Source organism: Mycobacterium sp. NTMscope_MAC_269, assembly GCF_976985695.1.
In genome coordinates this window covers 4138427-4152797 of sequence record NZ_OZ335668.1, presented here as the reverse complement: position 1 = coordinate 4152797, position 14371 = coordinate 4138427, and the positions used below count along the sequence as shown (strand labels likewise).

Sequence of the window (14371 nt, the reverse complement as noted above, 5' to 3'; positions counted from 1 at the left end):
GTGCCGTCGGGCATGGGATCAGACGGTATCTCAGGTGCCCTGCCGGACCGGGAAGTAGCGGCGGTGGTGGTGCAGCCGGAAGCCCAGCCATCCGGTGTCGGCCTCGGTGTTGGGGACGGCGACGTAGCCGCGCGTCGCGCCGCGACCGGCGCCCCAGGCCAACAGCGCTTCGCACAAGGCGGTTGCGGCCCGGTCGTCGTCGCCGCGTATCGCCGAGAGCCCGACCCAGCGCGCGCCGTCGGGCGCGTCGGTCACCGCGGCACGCGCGACCGCCGCGCCGTCCAATGTCCCGAACATGAGCTCGCCGTTGCCGACCGCGGTGAGCACGTCGACGTCGACGTCGGGCCCGGATATCCGGAGCCAGGCGTCGTCGGGGCGCGCCGACAGGCGTACGGACGGGTCGGGATCGCGCGTCGCCAACTCGGACACGTCGCGCACCAGGACGCTCTCGGGATGTTCACCCGTCGAACCGGTCGGCACCGACAACAACCGATCGGGAATGGCCAGTCGCGGTGTCAGGCCGCGGCGCTCGTACCACGCCACGATCGCGGGTACGGAACTGAGCCGGGACGAAAGATCCAGCGGCACTGCGGAATTGGGGGGGAGTTCGAACCCGTGGCCGGCCCGCAGCAGCCAGCCCTCAAGCCAGGCGTGTTCGATGCCGGGCCAGGCCATGGCCGCCGCGTGCTCGAGCGCCCGGATATCCGAAGTGCGTACCGGCGCGAAGGTCAGCACCCGCAGCATGACCACCTCGGCGGGCGAGCATTCGACGACCGCGCCCGTTTTCGTCTGCAGTCGCACCACCGGATCGACCGCCAGCAGGTGTCCCACCGCGTCGGTCAGCGGCGGTACCGATCCTTCGGCGCGCCGGTAGCGAACCATCACCCGCGTTCCCAGGGCCGGCCACGAGATCATCAGTGACCGAACGGGTCCGGTCCCTCGCCGGGCATCCAGGACAGGCCGGGGACGCCCCAGTTGTGGGACTTGACGGCCCGTTTCGCGCTGCGCGCATGCCGGCCGACCAGGCGATCCAGATACAGGAAGCCGTCCAGGTGCCCGGTCTCGTGTTGCAGCATCCGGGCGAACAGGTCGTTGCCCTCGAGCGTGACCGGGCTGCCGTCGGCGTCGACCCCGGTGACCCGGGCCCACGTGGCCCGGCCGGTGGGGAACGACTCGCCGGGGACCGACAGGCAGCCCTCGTCGTCGTTGTCCGGGTCGGGCATGGTCTCGGGTATTTCGGAGGTTTCCAGGACCGGGTTGACGACGACTCCGCGCCTGCGCTCGGCGCGCCCGCGTTCGTCGGCGCAGTCATAGACGAAGACTCGCAAGCCGACCCCGATCTGGTTGGCCGCCAGCCCGACCCCGTGCGCGGCGTCCATGGTGTCGTACAGGTCGGCGATCAGCGCGGGCAGTTCCGCGGGCAGCGAACCGTCGGCACCGACAGGCACCGGTTTCGTCGGGGTATGCAGGACGGGATCTCCCACAATGCGGATCGGAACGACTGCCATGGTCGGCTAAGCTACCGCACGCCCGTGGGCTGCTCAGCCGCCGATCTTCGGGGGTGGGCAATTGAGCCAATCGGCCGACTCGCGGGTCTGGATGACGGCTTGAGGGTTTGGGGCGTGTTTCAATATTCGCCGAAACACGCCCTTAGCTAAGTCAAGTCATTCGAGCAGTTCGGAATTCGCCGAAAGGGTCCAGGGGAAGCGATATGGACAGCGCCATGGCGCGGGCAAATCGATCGGGGGACGACTCTGAGGTCGCAGATGGACTTACCCGCCGCGAGCACGACATCCTGGCCTTCGAACGCCAGTGGTGGAAGTTCGCCGGTGTGAAGGAAGACGCCATCAAAGAGTTGTTCTCGATGTCGGCGACGCGGTACTACCAGGTGCTCAACGCGCTCGTTGACCGGCCTGAGGCGCTGGCGGCCGATCCGATGCTGGTGAAACGGCTGCGCCGCCTGCGCGCCAGCAGGCAGAAGGCACGGGCGGCGCGGCGTCTCGGCTTCGAGGTGACCTGACTCGTTACAGTAGGGCTCGATGAAAGAACGAGTTCCCGACTCCACCGGGCTGCCCCTGCGGGCCATGGTGATGGTGCTGTTGTTCCTCGGCGTCATTTTCCTGCTTCTCGGTTGGCAAGCCCTGGGCACCTCCGGGAGCTCTGACGACGATTCGGCGTCGCCGGTCTCCAGCGCGACCGCCACCGCGTCGGCCACGTCGACGACCAACAAGCCCGCCACCCAAGCCGACGTGCAGGTGTACAACATCTCCTCGACAGAGGGCGTCGCCGGGCGTACCGAGAAACAGCTGACGTCCGCCGGTTTCAAGGTCACCAAGGTCGACAACATGACCGTGCCCGACGTGTCGGCCACCACCGTCTACTACACCGACGCCGACGGCGAGCGTGCCACCGCCGAAGCGGTCGGCAAGAACCTGGGCGCGCCCGTCGAACCGCGCATCCCCGCGCTGAGCGGAGAGCCGCCCGGTGTCATCGTCCTCGTCACGGGCTAGTTAGACCCCGATTCGATCGCCCGGCTCCTCAGCGAGCCGTTCCGGCTCGCATCGTCACCGGGTCGGGTTTGATCGCCCGGCTCCTCAGCGAGCCGTTCCGGCTCGCATCGTCACCGGGTCGGGTTTGATCGCCCGGCTCCTCAGCGAGCCGTTCCGGCTCGCATCGTCACCGGGCTAGGCTGCTGGCTATGCGGAAGCTGCCCCCTTCTCTGGTTCTGGCCGGTTGCGTCGCGCTGTTGGGCGCCTGCTCGACCCCGCAGTACGCATCGTCTGTCCCGGGCACCACGCCCGCGGTCTGGACGGGATCGCCGTCGCCGTCGGGCGCCAAAGCCGCGGAGGGCGGGCCCGCCGAGGTGCCGACCGTCGCCACGCACCTGAAGGCGCCGGACGGCACTCAGGTCGCGGTCGCGAAGTTCGAATTCAACAACGGGTACGCGACCGTCACCATCGAGACGACCGCCAACGGCGTACTCGCGCCCGGGTTTCACGGCGTCCACATCCACAAGGTGGGCAAGTGCGAGCCCAACTCGGTCGCCCCGAACGGCGGCGCGCCCGGCGACTTCTTGTCCGCCGGTGGGCACTTCCAGGTGCCCGGCCACGCCGGCGCGCCAGCCAGTGGAGACCTGTCCTCCCTGCAGGTGCGCAAGGACGGTTCCGGGACGTTGGTGACCACCACCGACGCGTTCGCCATGGAGGATCTGCTCACCGGGCAGAAGACCGCGATCATCATCCACGCCGGCGCGGACAACTTCGCCAACATCCCGGCGGAGCGCTACAACCAGGCCAACGGAACGCCCGGCCCCGACGACATGACGATGAGTACCGGTGACGCCGGCAAGCGGGTGGCATGCGGTGTCATCGGTGCCGGCTAAAAGGCGTGACGCGCGCATCGATTTCGCCCGTTCGTCACGACCGACCATCGGGGTGGAGTGGGAGTTCGCGCTCGTCGACGCGCAGACCCGCGACCTGAGCAACGAAGCCACCGCGGTGATCGCCGAGATCGGCGAAAACCCGCGAGTGCACAAGGAATTGCTGCGCAACACCGTCGAAGTGGTCACCGGCATCTGCCATTCCGCGGGCGAGGCGATGGAGGACCTGCGGCAGACCCTGAGGCCCGCGCGGCGCATCGTGCGCGATCGGGGCATGGAGCTGTTCTGCGCCGGCGCACATCCGTTCGCGCAGTGGACCTCCCAGAAACTCACCGCCGGCGCGCGCTATGCGGAACTGATCAAGCGCACCCAGTGGTGGGGACGGCAGATGCTGATCTGGGGTGTGCACGTGCACGTCGGGATCTCGTCGCCGAACAAGGTGATGCCGATCATGACGTCGCTGCTGAACTATTACCCGCACCTGCTGGCGCTGTCGGCGTCCTCGCCGTGGTGGACCGGCGTGGACACCGGCTACGCCAGCAACCGGGCGATGATGTTTCAGCAGCTGCCCACCGCGGGGCTGCCGTTCCAGTTCCAGACCTGGTCGGAGTTCGAGGGGTTCGTCTACGACCAGAAGAAGACCGGCATCATCGACCACGTCGACGAAGTCCGTTGGGACATCAGGCCTTCCCCACACCTGGGCACGATCGAGATGCGGATCTGCGACGGCGTGTCCAACCTGCGGGAGTTGGGCGCGCTGGTGGCCCTGACGCATTGCCTGGTGGTCGATTTGGATCGCAGGCTGGAAGCCGACGAGTCGTTGCCCAACATGCCGCCGTGGCACAACCAGGAGAACAAGTGGCGCGCGGCGCGCTACGGCCTGGACGCGGTGATCATTCTCGACGCCGACAGCAATGAGCGACTGGTCACCGAGGATCTCGATGACGTGCTGACGCGATTGGAGCCGGTCGCGAAAAAGCTCAATTGCGTCGACGAGCTGGCCGCGGTCGCCGAGATACCCCGGCAGGGCGCCTCCTATCAGCGCCAGCGCCGGGTCGCCGAGGAACACGACGGCGACCTGCGCGCGGTCGTCGACGCACTGGTGTCCGAGCTGGAAATCTGATGACGGAATCCCTTGAGCTGGCGATGTTTCCGCTCGAGTCGGCGCTGCTGCCCGACCAGGACCTGCCGCTGCGGATCTTCGAGCCCCGCTACGGCGCGCTGGTGCGGCACTGCGTGGACACCGGCGACCCGTTCGGCGTGGTGCTGATCTCGCAGGGCCGCGAGGTGGGCGGCGGTGACGCGCGGTGCGACGTCGGCGTCCTGTCGCGGATCACCGAATGCGTTGACCAAGGCGCGGGCCGGTACGCGCTGGCTTGCCGGACCGGGGAACGGATCCGGGTGTGCGAATGGCTGCCCGACGATCCCTATCCGCGGGCGCGGGTCACGCCGTGGCCCGACGAGGCGGGGCCCGAGGTTTCGCCGGGGGAGTTGCTCGACGTCGAGGACCGCGCGGTGGCCCTGTTCGAGCGGATCGCCGAGGCGCGCGGGATCACACTGCCGGGTCGCGAGGTGCTGCTGGGGCAGGGCACCGACGGACCGGCGGGGCAGCGGCTGTTCGCGTTGGCCTCGCGCATCCCGATCGGCACGGCCGACCGCTACACGGTACTGGCGGCGCCGACGGCCGCCGAGCGCCTCGCCGCGCTGCGCGAAGCCGTGAACGCGGTCGCCGAGGTGGTCGAGTTTCAGCTTTCCGAATAACACTGCGCGACAGGAGCTTGCGATGAAAGTTCACCTCCAGGTGGACGGCTCACCGACGGGGGCGGCGGCAAGCGCCGCCGACATCGCCGCGACGGGCGCGGATGGCCTGTTCACGTTCGAAGGACAGCACGACGTCTTTTTCCCGTTGCTCCTCGCCGCCGGCGCGACCGGCCTGGACCTCATGACGAACGTGGCGATCGCGCCGCCGCGCAGCCCGCTGCACCTGGCGCACTCCGCCTATGACCTGCAGCTCTACAGCGGCGGCCGGTTCCGCCTCGGCCTTGGCTCGCAGATCAAGGTGCACATCGAAAAGCGTTACGGCAGTAAATGGGACAGGCCCGCGGCGCGGATGGCCGAGGCGGTCGCCGCGATCAAGGCTATCTTCGCCGCCTGGGAGGGCCGGGGGCGCCTGGACTTTCGCGGCGAGTTCTACACGCACACCGTGATGGCGCCCAACTTCAATCCCGGCCCCAACCCGTTCGGGCCGCCGCCGGTGCTGCTGGGCGCGCTGGGCCCGGTGATGACCCGCACTGCCGCCGAAGTGGCCGACGGGTTGTTGGTGATGCCGTTCAACAGCGCCCGCCACTTCGCCGAACGCACCGTGCCCGCGATCGGCGAGGGGCTGCGTCGCTCGGGACGGGCGTTCGGTGAGTTCACCGTCATCGCCCAGGCCATGGTGGCCGTCGGCCGCGACGAGACCGATCTGGCGGCCGCCGTCAACGGGGTGGCCTCCCTCATCGCGTTTTACGGCTCGACGCCGGCCTACCTGCCGGTGCTGGAGGTGGAGGGTTGGGCCGATGTCCAGCCCGAGCTCAACGCGCTGTCCAAGCAGGGCCGCTTCGCCGAGATGCGCCGGCTGATCAGCGACGAGATGGTGGCCCGGATCGGGATCGTCGGCACGCCCGAGCAGTGCGCGCAGCAGATCGCCGCCCGCTTCGGCGAGCACGTTGGCGAGGTGTGCTGTTATTTCCCGGGATACACGCCGCGCGGCGCCGACATCGCCGACCTGATCGGTGCCCTGCACCGGGCGCCGGCCCTGCCATGAGCGATGACCTGACGGTCGAAATCGGCTCGGGCGTGGCGATACTCACCCTCAACCGGCCCGAACAGCTCAACGCCTATACCGCCGAGATGGGCGCGCTGCTGAGCCGGGCCTACCGGGACTGCGACGAGGACGACGACGTGCGGGCCATCGTGGTGACCGGAGCGGGACGCGCCGTTTGCGCCGGCGCGGACTTCTCCGGTGGCTCGAGCCCGTTCGACGCGCCCGCGGATGACGGCACGTTTTCGGCGTCTCCGATCACCCCGGCCGCGTTCGAGTTGCGCAAGCCGGTGATCGCCGCGGTCAACGGCCACGCCATCGGGATCGGCCTTACGCTCGCCTTGCAGGCGGACATCCGCGTCGTCGCGCAGGACGCCAAATACGGTGTGGTGCAGGTCCGCCGGGGCGTGATCCCCGACTGCATGGCGCACTGGACGCTCACCCAGCTGACCACCCTGGGGGTCGCCGCCGACATCCTGCTCACCGGGCGGACGTTCGGCGGGGCCGAGGCCGTGAAGCTCGGGATCGCCAATCGCGCCGTGCCCGCCGAAGAGGTGCTCGAGCACGCGCTGACCGTGGCCCGCGACATCGCGGTCAACGTGGCGCCGGTGTCGGCCGCGCTGTCCAAACGCCTGTTGTGGGACAGCGCGATCCATCGCTACACGCCGAGACAGGTCGCCGCGCTGGAGACCCGGCTGCACGAGCGGGTGATGGGCACCGCCGACGCCGCCGAGGGCGTCGCCGCGTTCCTGGATCGCCGGCCGCCGAACTTCACCGCGCGGCTGTCCCACGATTGGGCGCCGCTTCCCGAGCCGTAGGCGAAGCTCGGTTACCTTGCGGCGCAAAGCTTCTCGGAAAGGTCCCACAGTTCGGTCGCGCGCCGCTCGTCGCGGGCGTGGGGCGCGGCCCCGCCGATCCGGCAGTCTTCCAGGTAGAGGCCGCCCCGGCCGCCCAGCTCGGGGCTGACCGCGGCCCAGACCTGTGTCGCCGCGCCTTGCTCTGGCATCACGAAATCGAGGAAACCGTCGGAGGGTTCGGGGCTGTTCTCGACGATGAGGCCGCGCAGCTGAGAGAAGTCCGAGCGCGACATGTACCGCGCGAGCGAGGTGGCCACGGTACCCGGATGCACGGCGTAGGCGCGGATCTCCGCGTCGCGCAGGCGTCGGTCGGCTTCGATCGCGTGCAAGATGTTCGCCGTCTTGGAGGCGCCGTAGGCGGTGAACTTGTCGTATTCGCGACGCTCCCAGTTGGGATCGTCGATGTCGACGTCACCCATCACGTGACCACCGGAAGACAGGACCACGATCCGAGCCCCGCCGGCGGCGGTCAGTTGGGGGATGAGTAGCCTGGTGAGCTCGAAATGTCCGAAATGGTTTGTCCCGATTTGCAATTCGAAGCCGTCCCGGGTCCGTCCGAACGGTGTGAACATGACGCCGGCGTTATTCATCAACACGTCGACAACCGGCGTGATGTCGGCGATCGTGCTCGCCGCCGCGCGCACGCTGGACAGATCGGTGAGGTCGAGCAATACCGTCGACGTCCGGGCACCGTTAGCCTCGGCCGCGATCCACTCGGCGGTCTCCGCCAGCGCCGCAGGGTTGCGGGCGGCCAGGACGACGTGTGCGCCCGCGGCGGCCAGCGCCCGCGCCGACTCGCGTCCCAGTCCCGACGACGCGCCGGTGATCACGCATGTCTTGCCCGACAGGTCAATGCCCTCGACGATCTGCAACGCGGTCGGATGGTCGGTCACGCGGACCAACTTATCGCGCCGGGGCCAGCCCACCGCGGGCGCTGCGCTGCATCAGCCGCGGGGCCACGATCCGGTGCAGCGGACCGATCAGCGCCCAGACCGTGCGCGCGGCGAGTTTCTGGCGGTAGTGCAGGCGGGTGGTGAGGACGGCGCGCCGACCGTCCTGGCGACGCAGCGTCAGCTCGCCGCGCATGAGCGGCCCGCACGTCGCCAGCACGAGCTCGTCGGGGTCGGAACGGACGATCGGCCAGCCGATGAGGTGGTGCGGGGAGCGGGCCGGGCCGAGGCGCAATCTCAGCACGTGGCGGTGGACCCATAAGACGAGCTTTCCGCGTACCCCCGGTTTGTCGCCCAGCCCGTCGCGAAAGGCTTGTTCGGCAGTGCGCGCGTCGCCGACGGCGATAGGGACTTCGAAGATGTCCGCGTAATCGGCGGCCGCCTCGCCGGTCTGGGTCCGCGCGGCAAGCACCGACGCCGCAACGCGTTTCAGCGTCCTGCGCACGACGACGCGATGCGCGCCGGTGCCGATGACCAGCGCCCGATACGCCTTCCCGTGGATGCCTGGGAAGGCCGCCCAGGTCGCCGCGCGCAGCCGGGTGCGCACGGCACCGTCGAGTTCGTCCAGCTCGAACACCCACCGGTAGACCGCGAACCAGTGGCGCCCCTTGAGGGCGAACCGGACCGGCGCGCACGCTTCGTCCAGGACGAAGCCGACCGGCACGGTTTTCGCGTCGCGCGGATCGCGGCACATCACCCGCAGCAGCGCAGACCACGTGTCTGCGCGGTTTGCGTCGATGGTTATGGCATGCTCATCGATATAGGGTAAACGCTCCATATAGAAGGACTGTACTAGATCATGGCGCCTCCGCGGAAGCACGAAACCGATGTGATCCTCGACGCAGCGCGGGCGCTGGTGCTCGACGGTGGACCGCGCGCGGCCAGTGTGGCCGCCATCGCGAAAACCAGTGGCGCACCGGCGGGCACGCTGTATCACCGGTTCGGCAACCGCGACGGCATCCTGACGGCGGCGTGGCTGCGCGCGCTGGAACGCTTTCAGGCGCGGGCGCTGGCCGCCGACGGGCACACCCCGGCGGAGACGGCCGTGGCGATGGCCGTGGCGGCCGTCGGCTTCGCGCGCGCCCTGCCCGAGGACGCCCGGCTGTTGTTGACGATCCGGCCGGGTGACCTGCTCGACGACGAGCCCGACGCGGCGTTCCGGCAGACGCTTGCCGCGATGAACGCCCCGCTGACCGAGCGGATCGCGGTGCTGGCCCGGCAGTTGTATGGGAACGCCAGGCCGCGTTCGGTCGACGCCGTCGCGCGGGCGGTCGCCGACCTGCCCTACGCGGTGGTGCGGCGCCACGCGTACGACGACCCGATGCCCTCCTGGCTCGAAAAGGACGTCGCGGCCTCGGCGGCGGCCGTACTACAGAGCTTTGGCGAACGCCCGTAGGGACTCGACCTGCGCGGGATCCAAAGAGGGACGGACGGTTTCGCGCGCAGCCGCGAGGTCGGCGGCCGTCACGTCGGTCGCATCGAGGGATCGGCGCATCGCCGTCAGTGCGGCTTCCCGCAGGAGCGCCACGCAATCGGCGGCGCTGTAGCCGTCGAGTCCGGCGGCCACCTCGCCGAGGTCGACGTCGTCGCTCAGCGGAACAGATTTGCCCGCGGTGCCCAGGATCTCGCGGCGGGCGGCGGCATCGGGGGGTTCGACGAACACCAGCCGCTCCAGCCTGCCGGGACGCAACAGCGCCGGATCGATCAGGTCCGGCCGGTTGGTGGCCCCGAGGACGACGACGTCGCGCAGGGGATCGACTCCGTCGAGCTCGGTCAGCAGCGCGGCCACGACCCGATCGGTGACGCCGGAATCGAAGCTCTGACCGCGCCGCGGCGCCAGCGCGTCGACCTCGTCGAGAAAGACCAGCGAGGGCGCCGAATCCCGCGCGCGCCGAAACAGCTCGCGCACAGCCTTTTCCGAACTGCCGACCCACTTGTCCATCAGCTCGGAGCCCTTGACGGCGTGCACCGACAGCTGCCCGGTGCTGGCCAGCGCGCGCACGACGAAGGTCTTGCCGCAGCCGGGCGGCCCGTACAGCAGCACGCCGCGCGGCGGGTCGACGCCCAGCCGGGCGAAGGTGTCCGGATGCTGCAGCGGCCACAGCACGGCCTCGGTCAGCGCTTGCCGCGCCTCGGCCATGTCGCCGACGTCGTCGAGGGTGATGTCGCCGACGCTCACTTCCTCGCCGGCCGAGCGCGACAGCGGCCTGATGACGGTCAGCGCGCCGGCCAGGTCCTCCTGGTTCAGCTCGGGGGGCCGGCCGTCGGCGCTGGCCCGCGACGCCGCCCGCAGCGCCGCCTCCCGCACCAGCGCCGCCAGGTCGGCCACGACGAAACCCGGTGTGCGTGAGGCGATCTCGTCCAGATCCAAATCGCGGGCAGGGACGTTGTTGAGCAGCGACTCCAACAGCGCCTTGCGGGTGGCGGCGTCGGGCAGCGGCAGCCCCAGCTCGCGGTCACACAGATCGGGCGCCCGCAGCCGGGCATCGAGCTGATCGGGCCGCGCGGAGGTGGCCACCAGCGCGACGCCGTCGCTGGCCACCGCGCTACGCAGCTCACCCAGAATCAGCGAGGCCACCGGGTCGGCGGTGGCCGGCAGCAGGGCGTCGACGTCGGTGATCAGCAGCACGCCACCGCCGTCGCGCACCGTCTGCACCGCGGAAGCCACCGCCTTGAGCCGGTCTTCGGCAGCCAACGCGCCGACCTCCGGGCCGTCCAGCGTGACCAGCCGCCGATCGCCGCACACCGCACGAACCAGGGTCACCTTGCCCACTCCGGCCGGGCCGGACACCAGCACGCCGAGGTTGGCGCCCGCGCCCAAGGCCTGGAGCAGGTGCGGTTCGTCGAGCGCGAGCTTGAGCCACTCGACGAGCTTGGCGGCCTGCGGCTGGGTGCCCTTGAGCTCCTCGACGACCATCTCCGGCCGGGCGACTTCGACAAAGACCCGTGACGGCCGCCCGGCGCCGGCGCCCCAGGTGACCAGCGAGTTGGGCTGCACGCTGACCGGCCCCTCCGGATCGACGCCGGTGACCGTGAGCAGCTCCGAGGTCCAGCTGATGCCGACGGCCGTGGCCAGCGCGCGGGTGGCCTCGGACGTCGATGTGCCCGGCCCCAGGTCGCGGGGCAGCAGCGACACGGCGTCGCCCACCGTGAGCACCTTGCCGAGCAGCGCCTGGCGCAGCGTGCCCGGCGTGATCGACTGGGTGGCCAGCGTCGAGCCGGACAGCGTCACCGACCGCGCGCCGTACACGGTGACCGCGCCGACGACCACCGGCGTGCCCTCCCGCAATCCGGCGTTGGACAGTGCCACGTCGTCGAGCAGCACGGTGCCGACCGGCGTGCCCGGCCCGGCCAGCCCCGCGACCGCGGCCGTGGTCCGCGACCCGATCAACGAGACCGCGTCCCATTCCCGAATCCCCAGCGCGGCAACGGCACTCGGGTGCAACCGGATGACGCCGCGACGGGAGTCGGCCGCGGAGGTGTTCAGCCGAGCCGTCAGCGTGAGCTGACGGGCCGGGCCGCTCGTCACGGCACGCGCCTGCCCGGCTTGCGCAGCCCCAGCCGCGCGACCGACCGGCGGTTGGGCTGCGCCCGGCGGATCGCGCGGCGCGTGGCGCGACGCTGTTTGGGTTCGTCGTCCCATGCCTCGGGGTGGGCGGCCAGCCAGCGTGAGTTGCGGATGGCGAACGGCACGTGGCACAGGTAGGCGACGATGATCACCCAGATCAACAGGTAGGGCGCCAGCACCGCCGCCGCCGCGCAGATCGCCAGGATCGCCAGCAGCGGGGCGGCCCAACTCGGCGGCACCGCGACCGCGTGCATCTTGCGCATCGGGATCTTGCTGACCATCAGGATCGAGGTGCCGGTGATCCAGATGCACAGGAACAGCGGCGACGTCCACCAGCCGTCGCCGAACTGCAGCTTGAGCCCGATGAGGCCGATCATCGAGATCGCACCGGCCGGCGCGGGCATCCCGACGAAGAATTCGTGCGTGTAGGCGGGCTGGCTGCCGTCGTCCTGCAAAGCGTTGAATCGGGCCAGCCGCAACACGACGCAGACGGCGTAGAGCAGGATCACCACCCAGCCGGCCGGCGAGTTGGTCAACAGCGTCACGTAGAGCACGATCGCCGGGGTCACGCCGAAGTTCACCGCGTCGGCCAGCGAGTCGATCTCTTCGCCCATCCGCGACTGGGCATCCAGGATGCGCGCCACCCGCCCGTCCAGCCCGTCCAGGATGGCCGCCGCCGCAATCAGCGCCATCGCGGCCTTGGGCTGATGTTCGAGGGCGAACCGGATCGAGGTCAACCCCGCGCACACCGAGAGCACCGTCATCGCGCTGGGCAGGATCTGCAGATTGACCGCCCGTCCGCGCGGCTTGCTGATCATGGCAGCTCGGCCAGTACGGTCTCGCCGGCGATGGCGCGCTGGCCGACTTTCACCAGCGGTTCGCAGCCCGCCGGCAGGTAGGTGTCCAGCCGGGAGCCGAACCGGATCAGCCCGTAGGTGTCGCCGATCGACACCTTGTCCCCGACGTCTGCGTCGCAGATGATGCGCCGGGCCAGCAGGCCGGCGACCTGCACCGCGACCACGTCGGCCCCGCCGGCGGTGCGGATGCGCAGGCTGGTGCGTTCGTTTTCGGTGCTGGCGGCGGCCAGGTCGGCCGACCCGAAGCGGCCCGGCCGGTGCTGCACGGCGATCACCTCGCCGCTGACCGGTGCGCGCTGCACGTGCGCGTCCAGCAGCGAAAGGAAGATGCTGACGCGCGGCAGCGCTGTGTCGCCCATGCCCAGTTCGGCGGGCGGCGTGGCGAAGTCGATCACGCAGACCTCGCCGTCGGCGGGAGCGACGATGGCCCCGGCCCGGGTGGGCGGCACCCGTGGGGGGTGGCGGAAAAAGCCGGCGCAGGCGCCCGCCGCCAGCAGGCCCGCCCGTCGCACCCAGCGGTGACGGCGGCCCGCCAGGGCCAGGGCCAGCCCGGCGCCGATGAACGGACGCCCGGCCGGGTGCACCGGCGGAATGGCGGAGCGCACCAGCTCCAGCGCGTGTTGGGGACTGAAGCCCGGGTCCGAAGCCGTGGGGCCGATAGTGCGGGGGCGTCGTGCCACGCGGCCATCTTACGGAGCCCGCGGTTGATTCGTGGACGGCCGCTGAGGGAACGTTGAGCATCGACATGCAACCACACAGTGTTGATCGGTGGGCGGCACCGGTGCGTCGGGCGAAACGCGGTGTCACCGCCGCATTCATCGCCCACGGTCTGGTGTTCTCGTCGTGGGCCGCCCACATCCCGCGGGTCAAGGCCGAGCTGGGTCTTTCCGACGCGGCGCTGGGAACGGCGCTGTTCGGCGCGCCGCTGGGATCGGTCGTGGCCACGCTGGCCAGCCACTGGGCGCTGCGCCGCTGGGGTAGCCACCGGCTGATCGCGGTGATGGTCGCCGGCTACGCGGCCGCCGGAACGACCGTGGGACTGGCCAGGTCCGGGCCCGCGCTGTTCGGTGCGCTGGCGTTGTGGGGGACGTTCCAGGGCGCGCTGGACGTCGCGATGAACACCCAGGCCGCGACGGTCGAGCGGGCCGCCCGGGCGCCGATCATGGCGCGGTTTCACGGCATGTGGAGCGTCGGGACGCTGGTGGGGGCGGTGGTCGGTGCGGCGTGCGTCGGCGCGGGCGTCGGGCTGACCGCTCAGCTGACGGTCCTCGGGGCGGTTGTGCTGGTCGCGGTGGGAGCGCTCACCCGCCGGCTGATCCCCGATGCGGCCGATGCGTCCGTCTCGTCGGAACGGGCCCGCGGCGGACGGGCCTGGATGACGCCGACGGTCGCGATCCTGGCCGCGGTCTCGTTCGCGTCATTTCTGTGCGAGGGTGCGGCCACCGACTGGTCGGCCAACTACCTGCGCAACGTCGTCGGCGCGGGCCCGAGCGTCTCGGCGCTGAGCTACGCGGCCTACACGTTGACGATGGTGATCACCCGGTTCGGCGCGCCCCGGTTGCACGCGCGGGTCCCCAGCCGCCGGCTGCTCCCGGCCCTGGCGCTGGTGGCCGTGGTGGGCATGAGCGTGGCCCTGGCGACCGCCAACGCGGGCCTCAGCGTCCTCGGTTTCGCCGCGCTGGGTGTCGGGGCTGCGTTGTTGGTGCCGACCGCGTTCAGCGCGGCCTACGGCGCGAGCGAGGCGGGATCGGCGATCGCCATCGTCGCGGCGACCGGCTGGCTGGGCTACCTGCTCGGCCCACCGCTGATCGGTCACCTGTCCGGCCGGGTGGGGCTGTCGGCGGCGCTGATCACCATCCCGGTGATGATGTCGATCGTCGCCCTCGCGATCCGCTGCACCCCGGCCTTCGACAAGGCCGACGAGTTCCACCGCGACGTGGCAACACCAGCCGGCTGA

Annotated in this window: 16 protein-coding genes; 9 read left to right on the top strand and 7 right to left on the bottom strand. The window is 70.5% G+C overall.

What is annotated here, in order from left to right:
* Positions 1–30: 30 nt before the first annotated feature.
* Positions 31–915 carry an N-acetylglutamate synthase, CG3035 family gene (locus tag ACZ50Z_RS19655; protein ID WP_464485030.1) on the bottom strand — a complete coding sequence of 295 codons (885 nt, stop codon included), beginning with the start codon at positions 913–915 and terminating at the stop codon, positions 31–33.
* Positions 915–1508: a peptide deformylase gene (locus ACZ50Z_RS19650; protein ID WP_464485029.1), complete on the bottom strand. Its 594-nt coding sequence runs from the start codon at positions 1506–1508 to the stop codon at positions 915–917. Before ACZ50Z_RS19650 ends, ACZ50Z_RS19655 begins: the two co-directional genes overlap by 1 nt.
* Positions 1509–1711: 203 nt before the next feature.
* On the opposite strand from ACZ50Z_RS19650, the gene ACZ50Z_RS19645 reads away from it, so the two are divergent.
* The 7 genes from ACZ50Z_RS19645 to ACZ50Z_RS19615 all read left to right on the top strand — a co-directional run bounded on the left by ACZ50Z_RS19645 (position 1712) and on the right by ACZ50Z_RS19615 (position 7000).
* Complete coding sequence (locus ACZ50Z_RS19645) at positions 1712–2020, top strand: DUF3263 domain-containing protein (RefSeq protein ID WP_008261362.1); 309 nt, start codon at positions 1712–1714, stop codon at positions 2018–2020.
* 19 nt (positions 2021–2039) lie between these two features.
* Positions 2040–2510: a LytR C-terminal domain-containing protein gene (locus tag ACZ50Z_RS19640; protein ID WP_464485028.1), complete on the top strand. Its 471-nt coding sequence runs from the start codon at positions 2040–2042 to the stop codon at positions 2508–2510.
* A 188-nt stretch (positions 2511–2698) separates the two neighbouring features.
* Entirely contained in the window at positions 2699–3382 is a 684-nt protein-coding gene (gene sodC, locus ACZ50Z_RS19635; protein WP_464485027.1) for a superoxide dismutase[Cu-Zn], read from the top strand.
* Positions 3372–4502, top strand: coding sequence for a glutamate--cysteine ligase (locus tag ACZ50Z_RS19630; RefSeq protein WP_464485026.1), 1131 nt, complete (start codon positions 3372–3374; stop codon positions 4500–4502). The genes sodC and ACZ50Z_RS19630 overlap by 11 nt, the downstream gene beginning before the upstream one ends.
* Positions 4502–5140: an LON peptidase substrate-binding domain-containing protein gene (locus ACZ50Z_RS19625; protein ID WP_464485025.1), complete on the top strand. Its 639-nt coding sequence runs from the start codon at positions 4502–4504 to the stop codon at positions 5138–5140. The genes ACZ50Z_RS19630 and ACZ50Z_RS19625 overlap by 1 nt, the downstream gene beginning before the upstream one ends.
* A gap of 22 nt (positions 5141–5162) precedes the next feature.
* Positions 5163–6185, top strand: a complete 1023-nt coding sequence (locus ACZ50Z_RS19620) for a TIGR03617 family F420-dependent LLM class oxidoreductase (protein WP_464485024.1) — start codon at positions 5163–5165, stop codon at positions 6183–6185.
* A complete protein-coding gene (locus ACZ50Z_RS19615) occupies positions 6182–7000 on the top strand; it encodes an enoyl-CoA hydratase-related protein (protein WP_464485023.1) in 819 nt (272 codons plus the stop codon). Before ACZ50Z_RS19620 ends, ACZ50Z_RS19615 begins: the two co-directional genes overlap by 4 nt.
* A gap of 11 nt (positions 7001–7011) precedes the next feature.
* Here the strand turns inward: ACZ50Z_RS19615 and ACZ50Z_RS19610 are convergent, their stop codons facing one another.
* Both ACZ50Z_RS19610 and ACZ50Z_RS19605 read right to left on the bottom strand, forming a co-directional pair.
* A complete protein-coding gene (locus tag ACZ50Z_RS19610) occupies positions 7012–7932 on the bottom strand; it encodes an SDR family NAD(P)-dependent oxidoreductase (protein ID WP_464485022.1) in 921 nt (306 codons plus the stop codon).
* Between the two features lie 10 nt (positions 7933–7942).
* Positions 7943–8767, bottom strand: a complete 825-nt coding sequence (locus ACZ50Z_RS19605) for a hypothetical protein (RefSeq protein ID WP_464485021.1) — start codon at positions 8765–8767, stop codon at positions 7943–7945.
* A 21-nt stretch (positions 8768–8788) separates the two neighbouring features.
* On the opposite strand from ACZ50Z_RS19605, the gene ACZ50Z_RS19600 reads away from it, so the two are divergent.
* A complete protein-coding gene (locus ACZ50Z_RS19600; RefSeq protein ID WP_464485020.1) occupies positions 8789–9385 on the top strand; it encodes a TetR/AcrR family transcriptional regulator in 597 nt (198 codons plus the stop codon).
* Here the strand turns inward: ACZ50Z_RS19600 and ACZ50Z_RS19595 are convergent.
* The 3 genes from ACZ50Z_RS19595 to ACZ50Z_RS19585 are packed head-to-tail and all read right to left on the bottom strand — an operon-like array spanning position 9359 to position 13094.
* Positions 9359–11518 carry an AAA family ATPase gene (locus ACZ50Z_RS19595; protein WP_464485019.1) on the bottom strand — a complete coding sequence of 720 codons (2160 nt, stop codon included), beginning with the start codon at positions 11516–11518 and terminating at the stop codon, positions 9359–9361. The two genes, ACZ50Z_RS19600 and ACZ50Z_RS19595, sit on opposite strands and share 27 nt — an antisense overlap.
* Positions 11515–12375: a CDP-diacylglycerol--serine O-phosphatidyltransferase gene (gene pssA, locus ACZ50Z_RS19590; RefSeq protein ID WP_464485018.1), complete on the bottom strand. Its 861-nt coding sequence runs from the start codon at positions 12373–12375 to the stop codon at positions 11515–11517. Before pssA ends, ACZ50Z_RS19595 begins: the two co-directional genes overlap by 4 nt.
* Entirely contained in the window at positions 12372–13094 is a 723-nt protein-coding gene (locus ACZ50Z_RS19585; RefSeq protein WP_464485017.1) for a phosphatidylserine decarboxylase, read from the bottom strand. Before ACZ50Z_RS19585 ends, pssA begins: the two co-directional genes overlap by 4 nt.
* Positions 13095–13159: 65 nt before the next feature.
* On the opposite strand from ACZ50Z_RS19585, the gene ACZ50Z_RS19580 reads away from it, so the two are divergent.
* Positions 13160–14371 carry an MFS transporter gene (locus ACZ50Z_RS19580; protein ID WP_464486322.1) on the top strand — a complete coding sequence of 404 codons (1212 nt, stop codon included), beginning with the start codon at positions 13160–13162 and terminating at the stop codon, positions 14369–14371.